This is a genomic window from Micromonospora sp. NPDC000089, from assembly GCF_042899365.1.
GTDB lineage: Bacteria > Actinomycetota > Actinomycetes > Mycobacteriales > Micromonosporaceae > Micromonospora.
The window spans coordinates 103,427-123,875 of sequence record NZ_JBIAZT010000014.1; the positions used below are offsets into that span (position 1 = coordinate 103,427).

A 20,449-nucleotide genomic window follows, 5' to 3' on the forward strand; every position below is an offset into this window, starting at 1 on the left:
TCACTCCTCGCGCTCACAGGACGCCCCGCTCGGTGAGCAGCTCGCGCAGCCGGGCGACGACCTCGTCGATGCCCAGCTCGGTGGTGTCCAGCTCGACCGCGTCGGTAGCCTGCTGCAACGGGTCGGCCTTGCGGGTCGAGTCCAGCTTGTCCCGGCGGGCCAGGTCGGCGGCGGTCGCCGCGACGTCGGCCGCGTCCTCGGCGCTGCGCCGCTTCGCGCGCGCCGCCTCGGAGGCGGTCAGGTAGACCTTCAGGTCGGCGTCGGGGGCCACGACGGAGCCGATGTCGCGACCCTCGACCACGATCCGGCCGGCGTTCGCGATCATCTCCCGCTGGCGGGCCACCAGAAGAGCGCGCACGGCCGGCACGGCGGCCACGGCGGAGACCGCCCCGGTCACCTCGGGCCCGCGGATCTCCCGATCGATGCTCACCCCATCGGCGGTCACGCCGTACCCCTGGGGGTCGGTGCCGATGCGCAGGTCGACCTCGCCGGCGACCTTGCCCACGGCGGCGGCGTCGGTCAGGTCGACCCCGGAGCGCAGCACGGCCCAGGTGATCGCCCGGTACATCGCGCCGGTGTCCAGGTAGCGGGCGTCGAGGGCCACGGCGAGCCGCCGCGACACGGTGGACTTACCCGAACCGGACGGCCCGTCCACAGCGACCACGCAACGCCCGGCCGGTACGTTCTTCTCCACCGTTGTCCTCCTCAGCCCGTACCTCGCGGGCGCCCGGTGAGTGCGGCGCCGTTGAGCGGTTTGTCGTTCGTCGTCGATTCTGCCCCGCGCCCCGATGCGGGCCGCGCGGGAGACCGCCGGGCGCGACCCGCGCCACCCACGGCCGCGACGAAGCCTACCCGCACGCTTACCCTCATCGACCGGGTCAGTCACCCACGGCCTTGAACAGCGCGGCGACCTCCGCGTTGGTCAGCCGCCGCAGCCGCCCGGTGCGCAGGTCACCCAGCTTGATCGGCCCGATCGAGGTGCGGATCAGCCGGGACACCGGGTGCCCGACCTCGTCCATCAGGCGCCGGACGATGTGCTTGCGCCCCTCGTGCAGGGTCAGCTCCACCTGGGCGGTCTTGCCCAGGGTGTCCACCAGTTTGAACGAGTCGAGCTTGACCGGCCCGTCCTCCAGCTCCACCCCGGTCAGCAGCCGCTTGCTCAGGTTGCGCGGGATCGGCCCGGCCACCTCGGCCAGGTAGGTCTTGAGCACCTGGTACGACGGGTGCATCAGCTTGTGCGCGAGGGTGCCGTCGTTGGTCAGCAGCAGCAGGCCCTCGCTGTCGGCGTCGAGCCGCCCGACGTGGTAGACCCGCTGCTCCAGCCGGGCGCCGAGGAAGTCGGCCAGCTCGGTGCGGCCCTTCTCGTCCGCCATGGTGGTGACCACCCCGCGCGGCTTGTTCATCGCCGCGTAGACCAGCCGGACGTCGGCCTGCAGCCGCTCCCCGTCCACGACGATCACGTCCTTGGTCGGGTCGGCCTTGTCGCCGAGCTGCGCCACCCGCCCGTTGACGGTCACCCGGCGCCGGAAGATCAGGTCCTCACAGGCACGCCGGGAGCCGACGCCGGCGGCGGCGAGCACCTTCTGCAGGCGCTCGGCGCTCTCGTACACGGGGGCGTCGGGCTTCGGGGAACGGTCATCGCGTGGCATCGGCAAGCTCTTCTACGTCGTCGGGGAGGAACGGGGCCAGCGGTGGCAGGTCGGCCACCGAGTCGAGTCCCAGCTTCTCCAGGAACATCGTGGTGGTCCGGTAGAGGAACGCCCCGCTGTCCGCTTCGGCGCCGCACTCCTCGACCAGCCCGCGGGAGACCAGGGTACGGATCACCCCGTCACAGTTCACACCCCGGATGGCCGAGATCCGCGAACGGGTCACCGGCTGCCGGTAGGCGATCACCGCGAGCGTCTCCAGCGCGGCCTGGGTCAGCCGTACCGACTGCCCGTCCAACACGAACCGTTCCACGTACGTCGCGTATTCCGGGCGGGTGTAGAGACGCCAGCCACCCGCCGCCCGGCGCAGCTCGAAACCGTGCCCGGCCGCGGTGTACCCGGCGGCGATGTCGTCCAGCACCGGCCCGATCCGCTCCGGGGACTGCTCCAGCACCTGGGCCAGGGTCAGCTCGCTGACCGGCTCGTCCACCACCAGCAGGATCGCCTCCAGGGCGCCGCGCAGCTCCGCGTCGGCCAGCACCGGCGCCGGCTCCGGCACGACCGTCGCGCGCCGTCGCCCCGCCCGCTCCTTCGAGGGTACGCGGGCAGCCTCCCCCGCCCCCGCCACGCGACCCTCGGCAGGCGCCGGTGCCGGGGTGACCGCCTCGCCCTCACCTACCGGCGCTCCCCCGCCCGGCTCCCCTTGCTCCGCCGCCCCGCCGCTCTCCGGGGCTGCCGCGGTGAGATCTTCGCGACTGTCGGTTCGCAGCGAACCGGAACTCGCCACGATCTCGGCCTCGGCCGGGTCGGTCGGCGCCGGCTCCTCGGCCGGGGCGGGCGGCACGGCAGGGTCGGCCGCGGCGTGCGGCTCGGCCGAGGCGGCCGGGGCGGGCTCCTCGGTCGGGTCGGGGGTGGGGCGCGCCCAGGGTGGGATCCAGGCGGCGGCCTGGTCGGCCAGCGAGTCCCGGCGCTCCTCGTCGCTCATCTCGTCACTCCTGCCTCGGGTCGGGTTCGCCCGGTTCGGCCCGCTCGGGTGCGCTCGCTTCGGCCCGCTCGGGTTCGCCCGGTTCGGCCCACTCGGGTGCGCCCGAGTCGGCCCACTCGGGTGCGCCCGGTCCGGCCGGCTCGGTGTCGGCCGGCTCGGTGTCGGCCGGTTCGGTGTCGGCCGGCTCGGTGTCGGCCGGCTCGGTGTCGGCCGGCTCGGCGGTGCCGGCGTACTCGTCAATCTGCAGGTCGGCGCCGCCGTCGGCGGGCCCGGTCCAGCGGACGGTCAGCTCCTCCAGCGCCTGTTCCTGGACGAACGCGACCAGGCCCTCCCGGTAGAGCTCCAGCAGCGCCAGGAACCGGGCCACCACCTCCAGGGTGATCTCGCAATCGGCGCAGAGCAGCGAGAACGGGGCGGTACCGGCGCGGCGCAGCCGCTCGGTGAGGATCGCCGCGTGCTCGCGGACGCTCACCCGGACCATGTGCACGTGCGCGGTGGAGACCTCCGGCACCGGCTTCGGGGTCATCGCCCGGATCGCCAGCTTCAGCAGCCGCTGCGGGCCGACGCCGAGCACCAGGTCGGGCAGCGCCTCGGCGTACCGGGGCTCCAGGGTGACCGCCCGGGGGTACCGCCGGCCGCCGACCGCCTCCAGCTCGGCCAGGTGGGCGGCCGCCTCCTTGTACGCCTTGTACTGCAGCAGCCGGGCGAAGAGCAGGTCCCGCGCCTCCAGCAGGGCGAGGTCCTCCTCGTCCTCCACCTCGGCGGCGGGCAGCAGCCGGGCCGCCTTCAGGTCGAGCAGGGTGGCGGCGATCAGCAGGAACTCGCTGGTCTCGTCCAGGTCCCACTGGTCGCCCATCGCCCGGATGTACGCGATGAACTCGTCGGTGACCCGGTGCAGCGCCACCTCGGTGACGTCCAGCTTGTGCTTGCTGATCAGCTGCAGCAGCAGGTCGAACGGGCCGGTGAAGTTCGCCAGCCGGACGGTGAAGCCGGCGTTCTCCGTACCCTCGGGCACCCCGGCGGCGTCGGTCGGCACGTCGGCGGCGGCCTCCGCGGCCGCCACGGGCGGCGGCGTCGGCGTCGCGGGCGGGTCGAGCGGGGGCGCGGTCACCGGAAGACCGTAGTCCACGTCCCGGCCATCAGGCGTTCGGCCTCTACCGCTCGGACTGGGCGGCGATCACCTCGCGGGCCAGCTGGCGGTAGTTGCGCGCGCCGGAGGACGCTGGGTCGAGGCTGGTGATCGGGGCACCGGCCACGGTGGACTCGGGGAACTTCACCGTCTTGGTGATGACCGTCTGGTAGACCTTGTCGCCGAACGCCTCCACCACCCGCTGCAGCACCTGGCGGCAGTGCGTGGTGCGGCTGTCGTACATGGTGGCGAGGATGCCTTCCAGCTCCAGGTCGAAGTTGAGCCGCTCGCGCACCTTGTCGATGGTGTCCAGCAGCAGGGCCACGCCGCGGAGGCTGAAGAATTCACACTCCAGTGGGATGAGCACGCCGTGCGCGACGGTCAGCGCGTTGATCGCCAGCAGGCCCAGCGAGGGCTGGCAGTCGATCAGGATGTAGTCGTACTCCTTGCGGATGGTGCGCAGCACCCGGGCCAGGGCCATCTCCCGGGCGACCTCGTTGACCAGCTGGATCTCGGCCGCGGATAGGTCGATGTTGGCCGGCAGCAGGTGCAGCCCGGCCACGTCGGTCTTGATCAGGACGTCCTCGGCGGTGACGTCGTCCTGCATCAGCAGGTTGTAGACCGACAGGTCGAGGTTGTGCGGGTTGACGCCGAGCCCGACCGAGAGCGCGCCCTGCGGGTCGAAGTCGACCAGCAGCACCTTGCGGCCGTACTCGGCCAGCGCGGCGCCCAGGTTGATCGTCGTGGTGGTCTTGCCCACCCCGCCCTTCTGGTTGGCCATCGCGATGATCCGCGCCGGGCCGTGCCGGTCGGTCGGCATCGGCTCGGGGATCGGCTTGCGCATCGTGTACGCGGCCGGGTCCGCCGGGCCCAGGTCCGCGCCGAGCGACGCCTGCTGCTCGCGGAGCTCCGACGTCCAGGCGTCGGCACGGTCACCGTTGCCAGCCATGTCCTCGTTGCCCCCTCCCGACGACCACCCGGCGTCGGAGCCTTCCGACGTCCTTCGCGGCGCCGCTGCGCACCCCGGATGTCGCTCCCAGGAGGTCCGCGCCGAAGCCGACTCTACGCCACCGACCAGCAGCGCGTTCGGCACCGCCTCCGGCGTGTCGATCGCCGGCCGGGCGGCGGATCAGGCGCGACTCTGTTCCTTCGCGACTGCGGGGCTCGCAACCCCGGCTCACTCCTCGCGCTCACCCGGGACACTCTTCGTTCGCGACTGCGGGGCTCGCAACCCCGGCTCACTCCTCGCGCTCACCCGGGACGCTGTTCGTTCGCGACTGCGGGGCTCGCAACCCCGGCTCACTCCTCGCGCTCACCCCAACGCACGGGGGTGGGCGGTGGCGTACACCTCGCGCAGCCGGTCCACGGTGACCAGTGTGTACACCTGGGTGGTGGTCACCGAGGCGTGGCCGAGCAGCTCCTGCACCACCCGCACGTCCGCGCCGCCGTCGAGCAGGTGGGTGGCGTACGAGTGGCGCAGGGTGTGCGGGGAGACCGCCGCCGGGCCGTCCACCGGCAGCTCGGCCCGCTGGGCGGCCCGGCGCAGCACGGTCCAGGCGCCCTGCCGGGTCAGCGCACCGCCGCGGGCGTTCACGAAGACCGCCGGGGTGCCTCGGCCGGCGGCGACCAGCCCCGGGCGGGCGCGCACCAGCCAGGCCCGCAGCGCGTCGGCGGCGTACCCGCCGATCGGCACCAGCCGGGTCCGGCCGCCCTTGCCGCGCAGCAGCGCGGTGCCCTCGTCGACGTCCAGGTCGTCCACCGCCGCGCCGACCGCCTCGGAGATCCGCGCGCCGGTGCCGTACAGGAACTCCAGCAGCGCCCGGTCGCGCAGCGCCAGGGCCGCGCCGTCGCCGGTCGCGGTGACCGGGCCGGCGGTCTCCAGCAGCCGGACCACGTCGTCGACCGGCAGCGCGCGGGGCAGCCGGCGCGGCGGGGTGGGCGGACGCACGTCCCGGCTCGGGTCGGCGCCGGCCAGGCCCTCGCGCAGCGCGAAGCGGTGCAGGCCGCGCACCGCGGACGCGGCGCGGGCGGCGGACGCGACCGCCAGCGGCGGGTGGTCGTCGTCGCCCGCGCGCAGCCGGGCCAGGTGCGCCTCCACCGTGCCGGGCCCGACCGAGGCCAGGTCGGTCACCCCGACCGTGGCCAGGGTGTCGAGGTAGCGCTCCAGGTCCCGCCGGTACGACGACAGCGTGTTCGCGGACAGGCCACGCTCGACGGTCAGGTGGTCGAGGTAGCCGCGCACGGCACGCCGCAGGGCCGGCGCGGGCGGGGTGCCCGGGCCGGCCCCGTCGGTGACCACGGTCAGGCCAGCACGTCCGACAGCGGCAGGGCCGCCATGCCGTGCGCCTCGGCGACCGGGCCGTAGGTGACCTGGCCGTCGTGGGTGTTCAGGCCCAGCGCCAGCGCCGGGTCGCGGCGCAGCGCCTCGCGCCAGCCCTGGTTGGCCAGCTCCAGGGCGTACGGCAGGGTGACGTTGGTCAGCGCGTACGTGCTGGTGTGCGGCACCGCGCCGGGCATGTTCGCCACGCAGTAGAAGATCGAGTCGTGCACCTGGTAGGTCGGCTCGGCGTGCGTGGTGGGCCGGGAGTCCTCGAAGCAGCCACCCTGGTCGATGGAGATGTCCACCAGCACGCTGCCCGGCTTCATCCGGGACACCAGCTCGTTGGAGATCAGCGTCGGGGCCTTCGCGCCCGGCACCAGCACCGCGCCGATGACCAGGTCCGCGTCCAGCACGGCCCGCTCGATCTCGTACGCGTTGGAGGCCACCGTCTGCAGGTGCCCGCGGTAGATCGCGTCGGCCTGCCGCAGCCGGGCCACGTTCTTGTCCAGCAGCAGCACCTCGGCCTGCAGGCCGAGCGCGATGGCGGCGGCGTTCATGCCGGACACGCCCGCGCCGATGACCACGGTCTTCGCCGCGTACACGCCGGAGACGCCGCCCATCAGGATGCCGCGCCCGCCGCCCTGCCGCTGCAGGTGGTACGCGCCGACCTGCGGGGCGAGCCGGCCGGCCACCTCGGACATCGGGGCCAGCAGCGGCAGCGACCGGTCCGGCAGCTCGACCGTCTCATACGCGATGCCGGTGACCTTGCGGTCGACCAGCGCGTCGGTGCACTCCTTGGACGCGGCCAGGTGCAGGTAGGTGAAGAGCACCTGCCCCGCGCGCATCCGGTGGTACTCCTCGGCGATCGGCTCCTTGACCTTCAGCACCAGCTCGGCGGTCTCCCACACCTCGTCGGCGGTGCCGAGGATCTTCGCGCCGGCGGCGGTGAACTCGTCGTCGGCGATGCTGGACCCGACGCCGGCGCCGGCCTCGACGAAGACCTGGTGACCGTGGCGGACGAACTCGTTGACGCCCGCCGGCGTGATCGCCACGCGGTACTCGTGGTTCTTGACCTCGCGTGGGATTCCGACCTTCACGATGCAGTCACCTCTCTTCGGGGCGGCTCGCCCCGACTGCGCGGTGCCGCTCCGGCCCCATTGCCGGCGCGGTCCACCGGTCCCGCCGGCGGCAGTCTAGGCCGGTGGCCTCCCTCGGGAAGCCAGCACAGTGACATCCGGTGCCCGGTACGCCTGACGAAGTGTCAGCCGGGCGGCGGCCACCCCGCGCGACGATCCGTCCCCATCGTCCCACCGCCCGCCCCCACCCGCCCGCCACACCCCCGCGACACACCCCCGGCCCCCCGCCCCCGACCCCCCGACCCCCGGCCCCGCGATCTAGGGATAGATGCTGCGATCGGAGATCGACTGACAGCAACTACCCCTAGATCGACGCAGCTGGGTGCGGCGCGGGCGCCGGACGGGGGCGGGTCGGGGCGGTGGACGGGGTCAGCGGGGTAGGGGGGCGTCGGGGCGGCGCAGGGCGGACCAGGCGGTGTCGCGGGCCCGGGCGGCGGCCAGGAGGCCGGCCACGCACGGGCCGTTGGTGATCTCGCCGGCCAGCGCCATGCCGACCGCCTCGTCCAGGTCGAGTCGGACGACCTGTAGGTCGGCCTCCTCGTCCCGGCGCTCGTGCCGCTGGTCGGCCGGCATCTCGGCCAGGTCACGGGCCAGGAACACCCGCACCAGCTCGTCGGAGAAGCCGGGCGAGGTGTGCACGTCGACCAGCAGGTCCAGCCGGCCGGCGGTCAGGTCGGCCTCCTCGGCGAGCTCCCGTGCGGCGGCCGCCGCCAGGTCCTCGCCGTCGACGTCCATCAGGCCGGCGGGCAGCTCCCACAGGTGCCGCCCGACCGGCTGCCGGTACTGCCGGACCAGCACCACCTGACCGGCGTCGTCCAGCGCCACCACGGCGACCGCCCCGACGTGCCGGACGTAGTCGCGCTGGGCGGTGCCGCCGCCGGGCATGGTCACCTCGTCGGTGACCACGTCGAAGATCTTCCCGTGGTATCGCTCGGTGCGCCCGCGCAGCTCGTACCGGTGCTCGACCGCGCTGCCCGGGCCGGTGCGCTCGTGCCCCGCGCTCACGAGGCGGACGACGCCTTCGCCGAGGCCCCGTTGCGGGCGGCCCGGCCGGCGGGGGTGTCCGCCGCCGCGCCACCGGTAGCCGGGTCCAGGTCGACCGGCAGCCGGTCGGCCTCCGAGTACGCCACGGTCGCCTTGACGAACGCCGCGAACAGCGGGTGCGGGCGGGTCGGGCGGCTCTTCAGCTCGGGGTGCGCCTGGGTGGCCACGAAGAACGGGTGCAGCGAGCGGTCCAGCTCGATGAACTCGACCAGCCGGCCGTCCGGCGAGGTGCCGGAGAACCGCAGCCCCGCCTTGGTGAGCTGGTCGCGGTAGGCGTTGTTCACCTCGTACCGGTGCCGGTGCCGCTCGCTGATCTCGGTGGCGCCGTACGCCTCGGCCACGATCGACCCCTCGGCCAGCGTCGCCGGGTACGCCCCGAGCCGCATGGTGCCGCCCAGGTCGCCGCGGCCGGCGACGATGTCCTGCTGGTCGGCCATGGTGGCGATGACCGGGTGGGTCGCCTCCTCGTCGAACTCCAGCGAGTTGGCCCCCTCCAGGCCGGCCAGGTGCCGGGCCACCTCGATGGTCATGCACTGCAGGCCGAGGCAGAGGCCGAGCAGCGGGATGCCGTTCTCCCGGGCGTACCGGGCGGTGCCGATCTTGCCCTCGATGCCGCGGACGCCGAAGCCGCCGGGGATCACGATGCCGTCCACGCCGGCCAGCGCGGCCGCCGCGCCGGCCGGGGTGACGCAGTCGTCACTGGGCACCCACCTGAGCTGCACCCGGGCCCGGTGGCCGAAGCCGGCCGCCCGGATCGCCTCGCTGACCGACAGGTACGCGTCGGGCAGGTCGACGTACTTGCCGACCACCGCCACGGTCACCGTGTGGTGCGGCTGGTGCACCCGGTCCAGCAGGTCGTCCCAGCTGGTCCAGTCCACGTCCCGGAACGACAGCCCGAGCCGGCGCACCACGTACGCGTCGAGGCCCTCGCGGTGCAGCACCTTCGGGATGTCGTAGATGCTCGGCGCGTCCGGGGCGGCGACGACCGCCTCGGAGTCCACGTCGCAGTAGAGGGACAGCTTCTCCTTGAGCTTGTCCGGGATCTCCCGGTCGCAGCGCAGCACGATCGCGTCGGGCTGGATGCCGATGTTGCGCAGCTGCGCGACCGAGTGCTGGGTCGGCTTGGTCTTCAGCTCGCCCGACGGGGCGAGGTACGGCACCAGCGAGACGTGCAGGTAGAAGCAGTTGTCCCGGCCCAGGTCGTGGCGCACCTGGCGGATCGCCTCGAGGAACGGCAGCGACTCGATGTCGCCGACCGTGCCGCCCACCTCGGTGATCACCACGTCCGGCAGCTGGCCGTCGGCGTCCGGGTCGGCCATGCCGACGATCCGGGCCTTGATCTCGTTGGTGATGTGCGGGATGACCTGGACGGTGTCGCCGAGGTACTCACCGCGCCGCTCCTTGGCGATCACGTCCGAGTAGATCTGGCCGGTGGTGACGTTGGCCTTGCCGGAGAGCGCCCGGTCGAGGAACCGCTCGTAGTGCCCGACGTCCAGGTCGGTCTCCGCGCCGTCCTCGGTGACGAAGACCTCGCCGTGCTGGAACGGGTTCATCGTCCCCGGGTCGACGTTGAGGTACGGGTCGAGCTTCTGCATCACCACCCGCAGCCCGCGCGCGGAGAGCAGATTGCCGAGGCTGGAGGCGGTGAGGCCCTTACCGAGCGAGGAGGCGACGCCCCCGGTGACGAAGATGTGCCGGGTCGTGCGTGCTGAAGGGGCCAAGGCCTGCTCCCGTGTCGTCCGTAGCGGTCAAGCGAACCGCCGTGCCGATCAGCAAAGTGATCACGCGATCCACGGGATTCCACGGTAACACCTTCCCGACCGGGGCCCGGCGTCGCACCCGAGGTGGGGGCCGTGGGCCGGTCGGGGCTCAGGGCGCCGGGACCTCGGTCGACGCCCGTACCGGGCCGTCGGGCCGCCGCGCGGCGGGCACCCCGGCCCGGCCGGCGTCGGCCCCGCCGTCCCCCGGCTCCCGTCGCGCACCGTCACCGCCGTCCGCTCCGGCGTCCCCCGGGGTACGCCCCGCTGCGGCCGTCCCGCGGCCCTCCGCGCCGCCACCGGACGGCCCGCCGGTCGACGGCCCCGCGCTCGACGGGCCGCCGGTCGACGGCGGGACGCCGGACGGGTCGGCGGCGGACGGGTCGGCGGCGGCGGGCGGGCCGCCGTCCGGCTCCGGTGACGCGCCGCCCGGCCCGTCGTCGCGCCGGCGACCGGGGTCCGGCTGGGTGCGGTCGGTGGAGTGGTCCAGCACCCGCAGCGAGGCGAGCGCCGCCATCGGCACCACCAGCGCGGCCGCCGCCCCCGCCACGTCCAGCGCGGCACCGCCGAGCAGGCCGCCGATCACCGCGGCCACCGCCGTGCCGGCCAGCGCGGCCCGGATCGCCGGGTAGATGCCGAACAGCCGCATCAGCCCACCCCAGGGCTGCAGCAGGGCGAACCAGACCAACAGGCCGCCCACCACCGCGAGCACGGTCAACGGGCTGTGCAGCAGCGTTTCCAGGTTCGCCGTGCTAGCCCGGTGCACGGTCAGGCCGCCCGTGCCGTCGCCCAGCGCGGTGAGGAAGCGACCCAGCGCCCCGCGCTCCTCGACCGGGCGGCGCAGGTCCACCAGGGCGAAGCCGATGGTCAGCGCCAGCCCGGCCATGGTGGCCCAGAGCAGCCGGCTGACGGTCAGCCAGCCGCCGGCGCTGATCGCCGCGGCCACCGCCACCCCGGCGGTCAGCGCGACCGCGCCGATCGGGTCCGCCCCCAGGTACGGGCTGCCGACCAGCACCACGGCCAGGCCGCCGACCACGCCCACCACCATCGGCCGGGACTCCCGACCGACCCGCTGGGCCAGCCAGCCCGCGCCGAGCAGGGCGCCGGCGAGGAACACCCCGAGGCCCACCGTGCCCAGCCCGGCGAACCGGCCACCCTCCAGCGCCGAGTACCCGACCACGCCGTTGAGCTGCAGCCGGGCTCCGCTGAGCACGTCCGCGCCGACCACCGCGGTGGCCAGCGCGGCGACCGCGCCCAGCGGCCCCAGCGTCCGCCGGTGGCCGGGCGCGAACCGGACCAGCGCCGTGGCGGCCCCGATCAGGGCCACCGTGACCACCGCGAACCACACCCCGGCGTGGCTCCCCCGCCACCACGGCACGGCGTCGGCGAGCAGCGCGGCGGGCACCGCCAACGCGGCCGCCACCAGCAGCAGCTCCACCACGCCGACCACCCGGGGTGAGACCGGCGGCGGGCTGTGCGGGCCGGCGAGCCGCCGGGCCCGGCGCAGCAGCGGCAGCACCGCCACGGCGAGCGCCAGCTGGGCCAGGGCGAGCAGGCCGAAGAACCAGCCGGCCACCTTCCGCTGCGCGGCCGCCTCCCGGTCGGCGTCGGCCGGCGCGGTGATCGCCGCGGCCAGCTCCTCCGGCCGGTCGGCGATCCGCCCCGCCGGGCGGCCGAGGAACAGCCGCTCCGGCATCGGCCGGCCCAGCACGGTCAGCGCGGTCGGGGCGAGGTCGACCAGTTGCAGGTAGCCCTCCCGCCCGGTGCTGGCGGAGGTGAGCCAGCCCCGCTCCCAGCCCGGTCCGTCGACCACGGCGGCGTGCAGCCGGGCCGGCGCGTCGGTGTCGGAAACCCCGGCGACGACGACCGTGGAGCGCGGGGGGCGGGCGGCCAGCACCCGGGCCAGCGCGGCGTCGGCCCGGGCGGCGTCGATCCGGCGCCCGGCCGGGTCCTCACCGGTGACGGCGCCCAGGTCGACGATGCTCAGCACGCAGGAGCCGAGCAGCGGGGCCGGGTCGGCGGGCAGCCCCGGGGCGTACCGGTCCACCCGGCCGAACGGCCGCGCGGCGGCGACCGCGGCGCCCGGGCCGATCGCGACCGAGCAGCGCACCGACTCCGACAGCGAGCCCGGCACCGCGCCCCAGGACAGCCGGTCGGCGTTGTAGCGGACCACGTCCTCCTGGTCGGGCAGGTTGGCGCCGATCCGGTCCGGTTGCTCGACCGTCACCCCCACCGACGGGCAGCGGCCCTGCTGGCGGGTGCCGTTCCAGGCGGCGTAGCTGCCCGCGCCGAGGGTGAGCCAGCCGTCCACCGGGCAGGTGGGCCGGGTCGCCGAGCGGGTGGACAGCGAGCCGATCGAGCCCCGCTCGGCCATTGCCCACAGCGTCGGCGTGGTCTGCGGGTCGACGTCGTCCCAGCGCAGCCCGGCCACCCCGACGAGCACCACGAAGTCGGCGGTGGGCCGCTGCGGGCCGGGCGCCGGGCGGGCCGCCAGCGCGGTCACGCCCAGCACCACCACCAGCAGGGTGAGCAGGACCGGGGTGAGTCTGCGCAGCATCACCGGCGTCCCGTCGACGGGGCGTCGGCGCCCGGGCCGGCGGCGTTCGGGGCCAGCTCGGCGTACAGGGCGGTCAGGGCGGCGACGGTGTCCTCCTCGGTGGGCCAGGTCGCGGCCCGGGCGGCGCCCCGGTGGGCCAGGTCGGCGCGGAGGCTCTCGTCGTCGAGCAGCGAGCGCACCGCGGCGTCGACGGCGTCCACGTCACCGGGCGGCACCAGCACGGCCGCATCGCCGACCAGCTCGGGCAGGCCACCGACGGCGGTGGCGACCAGCGGCACGCCGGCCCGCAGCGCCTCCTGGGCGAACAGCTGCCGGGCCTCCCAGTCGCTGGTCACCAGCGCCAGGTCGGCGCCGGCGAGCAGGTCGGCGACGTCGGTGCGGTGCCCGAGCAGGGTCACCGGGGCCCGGGTGGCGGAGATCCGGGCGGCCACCGGCAGGTACGCCGGGCCACTGCCGGCGATCACCACGGCGGGCGGCGGCACCCGGGTACGCCACCGGGCGGCGGCGTCCACCAGCACGTCGTACCGCTTCTGCGGGTGCAGCCGGCCGACGGACAGGATCAGCGGCTGGTCCGGCGCGACGCCGAACTCGGCTCGTACCGCCGCGCGCCGGCGGCGGGGCGGGGGCAGGTCGGGCGCGGCGACCGGGGCGAGCCGGGCGTCGGCCGCGCCCAGCGCGGCGGCGCGCTCCACCAGGTCGGCGGAGGCGCCCAGCGCGACCCGGGCGGAACGGGCGACGGTGCGTTCGGCCAGCCGGGACAGCTGGCCGCGCACCCCGCCGGCGAGCACCGCGTTGTGCCAGGTCACCACCAGCGGCGCGGCCGGCCGGGCGAGGACGGCGACCAGCCCGGCGCGCAGCCCGTGGGCGTGCACCACCTGGGCGTGCTCGTCGGCGAGGACGCGCCGCAGCGCGGCGACGGCCCGGGCGTCGGCGGGCGTGGGGCTGGCCGGGATCTCCACCGGCGCGAAGCGGGCGCCGGTGCCGGTGAAGTCGAACTGTTCCTGGGTGGCCGCCGGCCCGCAGACCAGCACCGGCGCGCCGGCCGCGGTGAGCCCGCGGGCCACCGAGCGGACGTGCTGTCCCACCCCGCCGGTGCTGGAGGCGAGCAGCAGCACCACCGTGCCGGTCAACCGGGGTGTGGTCGCGTCGCTCATCGACGCCACCCCCGCGGTCGGGGCCGGCCGAGGGCACCTGTCGCGTTCACCGGGACACCGTCTCCTTCCCGTCACCCCGCTCCGGGGGGATGCCGTCCTCGGGCGCGCCGCGCCCTGGCGTCGTCCGCCCGGCGAGCCGGCGCAGCGGTCCCGCGAGCCGGCGTCGCACCCCGGTCAGCAGCGGCCGCACGTCCGGTCGGTCCGTGAGCCAGGTAACGGCGAGGAACACCACGCCGACCACGGCCCCGGACAGCATGCCCTGCGCGAGCGCTCCGGCTGTCGTCGGGGTGCCGCCAAGGCCGGCGGCCCACCGGGCGGCGGCGACCCCGGCGGGGGCGGCGAGCAGCGCGGCGATCAGGCCGGCGCCCGCGGCCCGACCGGCGCCGGCCAGGGCGGCTCGGCCGGCGGCGCGCCGGACGGCGAGTACCAGCAGGACCGCCAGCACCAGCATGCCGACCGAGTTGGCCAGGGTGACGGCGAGCACCCGGTCGGGCCGGGGCAGCACGGCGGCCAGCGCGGCGGCGGCCACCGGCACCACCAGCCAGCCGGTGGTGATCGCGACGGTCGCCGGCCGGGTGGCGCCCCGGGCGTACAGGGCGCGGGACAGCACCGCGAACAGGGCGTAGCCGACCAGACCGGGAGCGAAGCCGGCGATCGCGGCGGCCGTCTCCCGCTCGCCGAGCGGGAAGAACCGGCCGACCGGTTCGGCGGTGCCGACCAGCGCCGCCGCTCCGAGGAAGCCGAACAGCAGCACCCCGCGGACCGACCCGGAGAGGGTACGCCGGTAGCGGTCCTCGTCACCGGCCGCGGAGGCCGCGGTCAGCGTCGGGTACGCCGCCACCGCGAGCGGCACCGCCAGCACCGCCCAGGGCAGTAGGTACATGGTCTGCGCCAGGTTGTAGACCTGCGGCGAGCCGGTGGGGCCGCCGGTGACCCGGTTGAGGATCACCACCAGGGCGAGTTGCTGGGCGGTGACGGTGACCGCGCCGGCCACGGCCAGCCCGCCCACCTTCGCCCGGGCGTCGGCGGGGAACCCGTACCCGGGGCGCAGCGACAGGCCCAGCCGACGCAGCGGGATCAGCAGCGACAGCGACAGCACGACCACGCCGAGGGTGGTGCCGCCGGAGAGGATCAGCTCGCCGGCCCGGCTCACCCCGGCGATGCTCGCTCCCCGCCCCTCGGCGAGGCCGAAGGTGAGGTAGACCACCATCACGGTGACGCTGGACAGCAGCGGCGCGATCACCGGCCAGGCGAACCGCCGGTGCGCCTGCAGCACGCCGGTGAGCACGATGCCGATGCCGTAGAGCGGCAGCTGCGGGGAGAACACCCGCAGCATCCGGGCGCCGGTGGCCAGCTCGGCCGGCGACCGCGCGTCGCTGATCACCGCCACGATCGGGTCGGCCAGCAGCGCGACCAGCACCGCGAGCGGCACCAGCAGGGTCACCGTCCAGGTCAGCAGCGCGCCGGTGGTGGCGGCCACCGCCCGCCGGTCGCCGGCCGCGACCGGCCCGGCCAGCAGCGGTACGACCAGGCTGGCCAGCGCGCCACCGGCGACGATCTCGAAGATGATGTTCGGCACCGTGTTGGCGACCACGTACATGCCGCCGAGGTCGCTACGCTCGACGACCCAGCTGAACACGGCGGTGCGGCCGAAGCCGGCGAGCCGGGCCACGACGGTGAGGACGGCGATGAGGGCGGCCGCGCCGGCCACGCGGCCGGTGCCGGCGAGGGGGGCCGGTCTGGTCACGTCAGTCGGATCGCCGGCCCACCGCGTCGAGCTCACGCAGTACCGGGGTGCGCTGGATGACCGCGGTGAAGCTGACCTTCTCGCTGGCCGCGGTGAGCCCGGCCAGCACGGCGAGCGCGGCGGCCCGGCCGCGCGGGCCGGTCCGCGCGGCGAGGGCGACCCCGAGCAGCGCGCCGAGCGCGTTGGCGCCGCTGTCGCCGACCATCACCCGCTCGCCGAGGTCCTCGCCGATCAGCCCGGCGGCCGCGCCGACCGGCCCGGCGGCCAGGCCGCCATGGGTGCCCTCGGCCAGCGCCGCGCCGAGCAGCAGCCCGGACTTCAGCGCCCGGCCGGGGCGCAGGTCGAGCAGGTTGACCAGGTTGGCGGTGCCGGCGATCACACCCGCGCCGAGCAGCACGTCGACCCCGGCCGCCAGCGCGCCGCGGTCCTGCCGGCGGGGGTGCCCGGCCACGGCCCGGTCGGCGGCGAGCAGGGCGGCCGCGGCCAACCCGGCGGCGCCCACCCCGGCGACCTTGACCAGGCCCGCGGTGACCCGGCCCTCGCGCAGCGCGGCGAGGTGCCCGGCGAAGCCCTTGGCGGCCTTCTGCTCGGGCCGGGCGCCGACCACGTCGTCGTAGAGGCCGACCGCCCCGGCGCCCAGGCCGGCGACCAGCGCGGCCGCGCCGGACGGAACGCCGGGCGCGCCCAGCGCCGCGCCGGCGGACGCGCCGAGCGCCAGCGCGGGACCGGCGGCGAGCGTGACGGTACGGCCACGGAAGTTGGTCCGCTCCAGCGCCGGACCGACCGGGGCGGTACGGATCTCGCGCAGCGCGTACCGGGCGGCGGTGGCGCCCAGCCCGGCGGCGACCAGCCGGCCGAGCGCGCTCACGACCGCCCGCCGGACGGGACGTGCGGGCGGTTACCGGTCAGCGGGGTACGTCGTTCGGTCACTGGGGCAGTCTAGGCAGCAGCCCGCCGCCGGCGTTGTCGGCGACGCCGTACTGGCCGGCCTTCTTCTCGGCCAGCTGCTGCACCAGGGCGAGGCTGGTGACCAGTTGCCCCTGGACGGTGTTGGCGTTGTCGACGGTGGAGATGGTCTGGGCGAGCACCGGGTCGGTGCGGACCACCGCGACCAGGTTGCCGCCGGACGCCCCGTTGCCGGCCACCACGGTGGCGCCGGTGCGGTCGAACTGCTCCGCCACCCGCACCACCGACTCGTCCTTCTTGCCGGAGTCCTTGTCGACGTACGGCTGCCCGCTGACCACCACCACCGCCTCGGCCGGCCCGACGACCTTGTCCTGGGCGGTGAGGTAGCCGGCGTTGCTGTACGCGGCCAGCACCGCCCGGCGGTCCGCCTCGCTGACCGCCGGGGTGCCCTGCGCCCGGTCCAGCAGCACGCTGGCCAGCAGGGCGCTGGAGGTCTCCACCCCGTTGCCGTTGCCGGGCAGCGCCGAGGCGGGCGCGGTCGGCCGCGCCGCGGTCGAGGCCAGCTCCAGCAGGTTGCTGTTGTTGTCGGGGTTGACGAACTTGTCCTGCAGGTCCACCCGCCCGCTCACGCTGGCCCCGGCGAGCTGGAGCATCTTGAGGACGCCCTCGGTGTGCTCCCGGCCGGTGGGCAGGCCCAGCACCAGCACCCGCTTGCCGGTGAGCTTGCCCGGCAGCACGACCTGCGCCATCTGGGCGGCGAAGTCCTCCTCGGTCTCCAACTGCTTCTGCATGTTGTTGACCGACTGACGCATCTGCCGGTTGTCCTTGCTCAGCTCGTTGACGTTGTCCTTCAACGAGTCCGCCACCGGGCCGTTGAGGGCGGCGGTACCCACCACCAGGCCGATGGCCAACGCGAGGAAGACCGCGGTCAGGGACACCACGTGGTACCGGAAGTTGATCACGCCTGCAGCCTCTTGATCGGTCTGTGGAACGGTCGGGAGCTAGAAGAGCTGGCCGAGCTGGAACACGAAATTGTCCCACCACTCGGAGACCACGCCCAGGTACGCCTTCCCGACGGTGGAGACCGCCACCGCGGAGGCCATCGCGGCGACCGCGGACAGGACCAGCAACAGCAACGAGGAGCCCGAGATGCTCTGCCGGTAGAGCCGGCTCACGCCCTTGGCGTCGACCAGCTTGCCGCCGACCTTGAGCCGGGTGAGGAAGGTCGAGGCCATGCCGCCGCGGCCCTTGTCGAGGAACTCCACCAGGGTGGCGTGGGTGCCCACCGCGACCAGCAGCGAGGCGCCCTTCTCGTCGGCCAGCAGCATCGCCAGGTCCTCGCTGGTGGCCGCCGCCGGGAAGGTGATCGCCGGCACCCCGAGCCCCTCCACCCGGGCCAGGCCGGGGGCCCGCCCGTCCGGGTAGGCGTGCACGATCACCTCGGCGCCGCAGCGCAGCACGTCGTCGGTGACCGAGTCCATGTCCCCGATGATCATGTCGGGGGTGTAGCCCGCCTCGACCAGCGCGTCCGCCCCGCCGTCCACGCCGATCAACACCGGCTTGAACTCCCGGATGTACGGGCGCAGCACGTCCAGGTCGGCCTTGTAGTCGTAGCCGCGCACCACGATCAGGCAGTGCCGGCCCTGCACCTGGGTCTGGATGTCCGGTACGCCGACCCCGTCGAGCAGCAGGTCGCGCTCCTGCCGCAGGTAGTCCATGGTGTTGGCGGCGAACGCCTCCAGCTGGACCGACAGGCCCTCCCGGGCGTCCGCCATCGCCTTGGACACGGTCTCGACGTCCTGCAGGTCGCCGTGTGCCACCGGCTCGTCCCCGACGAAGACGGTGTTGCCCTCGACCCGGACGGTGTCGCCCTCGCGGATCCGCTCGAAGACCCCGTCGCCAAGGTCGTCCAGCAGCGGGATGCCCGCGGCGACGAGCACCTCGGGGCCCAGGTTCGGGTAGCGGCCGGACACCGACGGCTTGGCGTTCAGCACCGCGGCGACGCCGACCGCGACCAGCGAGTCGGCGGCCACCCGGTCCAGGTCGACGTGGTCGATGATCGCGATGTCGCCCGGCCGCAGCCGGCCGGTCAGCCGCTTGGTCCGGCGGTCGAGGCGCGCGGTGCCCAGGACCGAGCCCGGTTCCGCACTGCGGTTGCGGCGCAAAGTGGGAAGACGCATCGTGACCATCCTGGCATGGGAGGCAGGCTTTTCTGTCGCGACATGCCTGAGCAGGGCCGCCTACCCAGGGAAGCACACCGGAGCGCAGGCTGGTGTGCCTCCGCTCACAATCCGCGCGGTCAGGGCCGCCTTTCCTTTGCCGCGACGGCCAGGAGTTCCTCGGCGTGGGCGATACCCAGGTCGGAATCCGGCAAACCCGCGAGCATCCGGGCCAGCTCCCGGGCCCGCTCGGTGTCCTCCACCACGCGCACCCCGCTGGTGGTGACCGCGCCGCCGGTGTCCTTCGCCACCACCAGGTGCCGGTCGGCGAACGCGGCCACCTGGGGCAGGTGGGTGACCACCAGCACCTGTTGGCTGCGGGCCAGCCGGGCCAGCCGGCGACCGATCTCCACCGCCGCGGTGCCGCCGACGCCCGAGTCCACCTCGTCGAAGACCAGCGTGGGCGGCCCGCCGGACCCGGCGAAGACCACCTCGATGGCGAGCATCACCCGGGACAGCTCACCGCCGGACGCGCCCCGCTGCAGCGGCAGCGACGGGGCGCCGGGGTGCGCCAGCAGCCGCAGCTCGACCTCGTCCGCGCCGTCCGGGCCGACACCCACCTCGACGCCGTCCACCGGCACCGACGGCTCGGCCTTCCCGACCGGCCGGGGCACCACCGCCACCTCGATCCGGGCGTGCGGCATGGCCAGGCCGGCCAGCTCGACGGTGACCTGCTCGGCGAAGCGGACGGCCGCCTCCCGGCGGGACGCCGACACCCGGCCGGCCAGGTCGGCCACCTCACCGGCCAGCCGGGACGCCTCGCGGTCCAGCTCGTCGAGCAGCTCGTCGGAGCTGTCCAGGTCGGACAGTCGGGTGCGGGCCCGGTCGGCCCAGGCCACAACGCCGTCGACGTCGTCCGCGTACTTGCGGGTCAGCGCGCGCAACGCCGCCCGGCGCTCGTAGATGACCTGCAACCGGGCCGGGTCCGCGTCCAGCGCCGCCAGGTACGCCGACAGCTCGGCCGAGACGTCCCCGACCAGGGTCGCCGCCTCCTCCAGCCGCAGCGCCAGCTCACCCAGCGCAGGATCGGTGCCGGCCTGCGCCTCCAGCGTGCGGCGGGCGGTGCCGAGCAGCACGGTGGCGTCCGGGGTGTCGTCCGCCGCCTCCACCCCGCCGGCCACGCACTGCTGCGCCACCTGGGCCGCGGTGCGCAGCCCTTCGGCGTGCTCCAGCCGCTGGGCCTCCGTCTTGAGCTCGTCGTCCTCGCCCGGCTGCGGGTCGACCCGGGTGATCTCGTCCAGGCCCAGCCGCAGCAGGTCGGCCTCCTGGTTGCGCTCCCGGGCGTTGCGCCGCCGGTCCGCCAGGTCGTCGACCACGGCCCGCCACCGGGCGTACGCCTCGCGCAGCCCGTCGAGCAGCTTCTCGTGCTCCGGGCCGGCGAACCGGTCCAGCGCGGCCCGCTGCTCGGCCGGGCGCAGCAGCCGCAGCTGGTCGGACTGGCCGTGCACGGCCACCACCTGCTCGCCGACCTCGCCGAGCATCGACACCGGCATGCTCCGACCGCCCACGTGCGCCCGGGACCGGCCCTCCACGGTGACCGTCCGGCTCATCAGCAGCGCGCCGTCCTCGTCGGGCTCGCCACCGGCCTCCACGATTCGGGCGTGCACGGCCGCGGCCGTGCGGCCGGCGAGCCGCAGCCGGCCCTCGACCACCGCCCGACCGGGGTCGGCCCGCACCCGCCCGGCGTCGGCCCGACCGCCGAAGAGCAGGCCGAGGCCGGTCACGACCATGGTCTTGCCGGCACCGGTCTCGCCGGTGATGACGTTCATCCCGCCGGTCAACGGCAGCGTGGTGTCCTCGATGACGCCCAGTCCGGTGATGCGCAGCTCTTCCAGCACAGCACCCGACA

General features: G+C 75.2%; 16 protein-coding genes. All 16 read right to left on the bottom strand.

What is annotated here, in order from left to right; all coding sequences use genetic code 11:
* Positions 1 to 13: 13 nt before the first annotated feature.
* The 16 genes from cmk to recN all read right to left on the bottom strand — a co-directional run bounded on the left by cmk (position 14) and on the right by recN (position 20,438).
* A complete protein-coding gene (cmk, locus tag ACFY3U_RS22670) occupies positions 14 to 694 on the bottom strand; it encodes a (d)CMP kinase (protein ID WP_387205035.1) in 681 nt (226 codons plus the stop codon).
* 184 nt (positions 695 to 878) lie between these two features.
* Positions 879 to 1,649, bottom strand: a complete 771-nt coding sequence (locus tag ACFY3U_RS22675) for a pseudouridine synthase (RefSeq protein WP_387205038.1) — start codon at positions 1,647 to 1,649, stop codon at positions 879 to 881.
* On the bottom strand, positions 1,636 to 2,631 hold the full coding sequence (gene scpB / locus ACFY3U_RS22680; protein ID WP_387205041.1) for an SMC-Scp complex subunit ScpB: 996 nt from the start codon (positions 2,629 to 2,631) through the stop codon (positions 1,636 to 1,638). The genes ACFY3U_RS22675 and scpB overlap by 14 nt, the downstream gene beginning before the upstream one ends.
* Positions 2,632 to 2,635: 4 nt before the next feature.
* Entirely contained in the window at positions 2,636 to 3,742 is a 1,107-nt protein-coding gene (locus tag ACFY3U_RS22685) for a segregation/condensation protein A (protein ID WP_387205044.1), read from the bottom strand.
* 43 nt (positions 3,743 to 3,785) lie between these two features.
* A complete protein-coding gene (locus tag ACFY3U_RS22690; protein WP_387205047.1) occupies positions 3,786 to 4,709 on the bottom strand; it encodes a ParA family protein in 924 nt (307 codons plus the stop codon).
* Between the two features lie 363 nt (positions 4,710 to 5,072).
* Entirely contained in the window at positions 5,073 to 6,059 is a 987-nt protein-coding gene (locus tag ACFY3U_RS22695; RefSeq protein ID WP_387205050.1) for a site-specific tyrosine recombinase XerD, read from the bottom strand.
* 2 nt (positions 6,060 to 6,061) lie between these two features.
* Positions 6,062 to 7,177 (bottom strand): alanine dehydrogenase, encoded by a 1,116-nt coding sequence (gene ald / locus ACFY3U_RS22700; RefSeq protein WP_387205053.1) that lies wholly within the window; start codon positions 7,175 to 7,177, stop codon positions 6,062 to 6,064.
* 408 nt (positions 7,178 to 7,585) lie between these two features.
* Positions 7,586 to 8,221: an NUDIX domain-containing protein gene (locus ACFY3U_RS22705; RefSeq protein ID WP_387205055.1), complete on the bottom strand. Its 636-nt coding sequence runs from the start codon at positions 8,219 to 8,221 to the stop codon at positions 7,586 to 7,588.
* On the bottom strand, positions 8,218 to 9,981 hold the full coding sequence (locus tag ACFY3U_RS22710; protein ID WP_387205058.1) for a CTP synthase: 1,764 nt from the start codon (positions 9,979 to 9,981) through the stop codon (positions 8,218 to 8,220). Before ACFY3U_RS22710 ends, ACFY3U_RS22705 begins: the two co-directional genes overlap by 4 nt.
* A 148-nt stretch (positions 9,982 to 10,129) precedes the next feature.
* Positions 10,130 to 12,574, bottom strand: coding sequence for a hypothetical protein (locus ACFY3U_RS22715; protein ID WP_387205061.1), 2,445 nt, complete (start codon positions 12,572 to 12,574; stop codon positions 10,130 to 10,132).
* Positions 12,574 to 13,728, bottom strand: coding sequence for a glycosyltransferase family 4 protein (locus ACFY3U_RS22720; protein ID WP_387205064.1), 1,155 nt, complete (start codon positions 13,726 to 13,728; stop codon positions 12,574 to 12,576). Before ACFY3U_RS22720 ends, ACFY3U_RS22715 begins: the two co-directional genes overlap by 1 nt.
* Positions 13,729 to 13,774: 46 nt before the next feature.
* Positions 13,775 to 15,475, bottom strand: a complete 1,701-nt coding sequence (gene murJ / locus ACFY3U_RS22725) for a murein biosynthesis integral membrane protein MurJ (protein ID WP_387205067.1) — start codon at positions 15,473 to 15,475, stop codon at positions 13,775 to 13,777.
* Between the two features lies 1 nt (position 15,476).
* A complete protein-coding gene (locus ACFY3U_RS22730; RefSeq protein ID WP_387205070.1) occupies positions 15,477 to 16,343 on the bottom strand; it encodes a hypothetical protein in 867 nt (288 codons plus the stop codon).
* A 58-nt stretch (positions 16,344 to 16,401) separates the two neighbouring features.
* The gene (locus ACFY3U_RS22735; protein WP_387205072.1) at positions 16,402 to 17,343 is read right to left on the bottom strand and encodes a copper transporter; all 942 of its coding nucleotides are present in this window, start codon (positions 17,341 to 17,343) and stop codon (positions 16,402 to 16,404) included.
* A gap of 39 nt (positions 17,344 to 17,382) precedes the next feature.
* Positions 17,383 to 18,561, bottom strand: a complete 1,179-nt coding sequence (gene steA / locus ACFY3U_RS22740) for a putative cytokinetic ring protein SteA (RefSeq protein WP_387205075.1) — start codon at positions 18,559 to 18,561, stop codon at positions 17,383 to 17,385.
* A gap of 119 nt (positions 18,562 to 18,680) precedes the next feature.
* Positions 18,681 to 20,438, bottom strand: coding sequence for a DNA repair protein RecN (recN, locus tag ACFY3U_RS22745; protein ID WP_387205078.1), 1,758 nt, complete (start codon positions 20,436 to 20,438; stop codon positions 18,681 to 18,683).
* Positions 20,439 to 20,449: the final 11 nt, after the last annotated feature.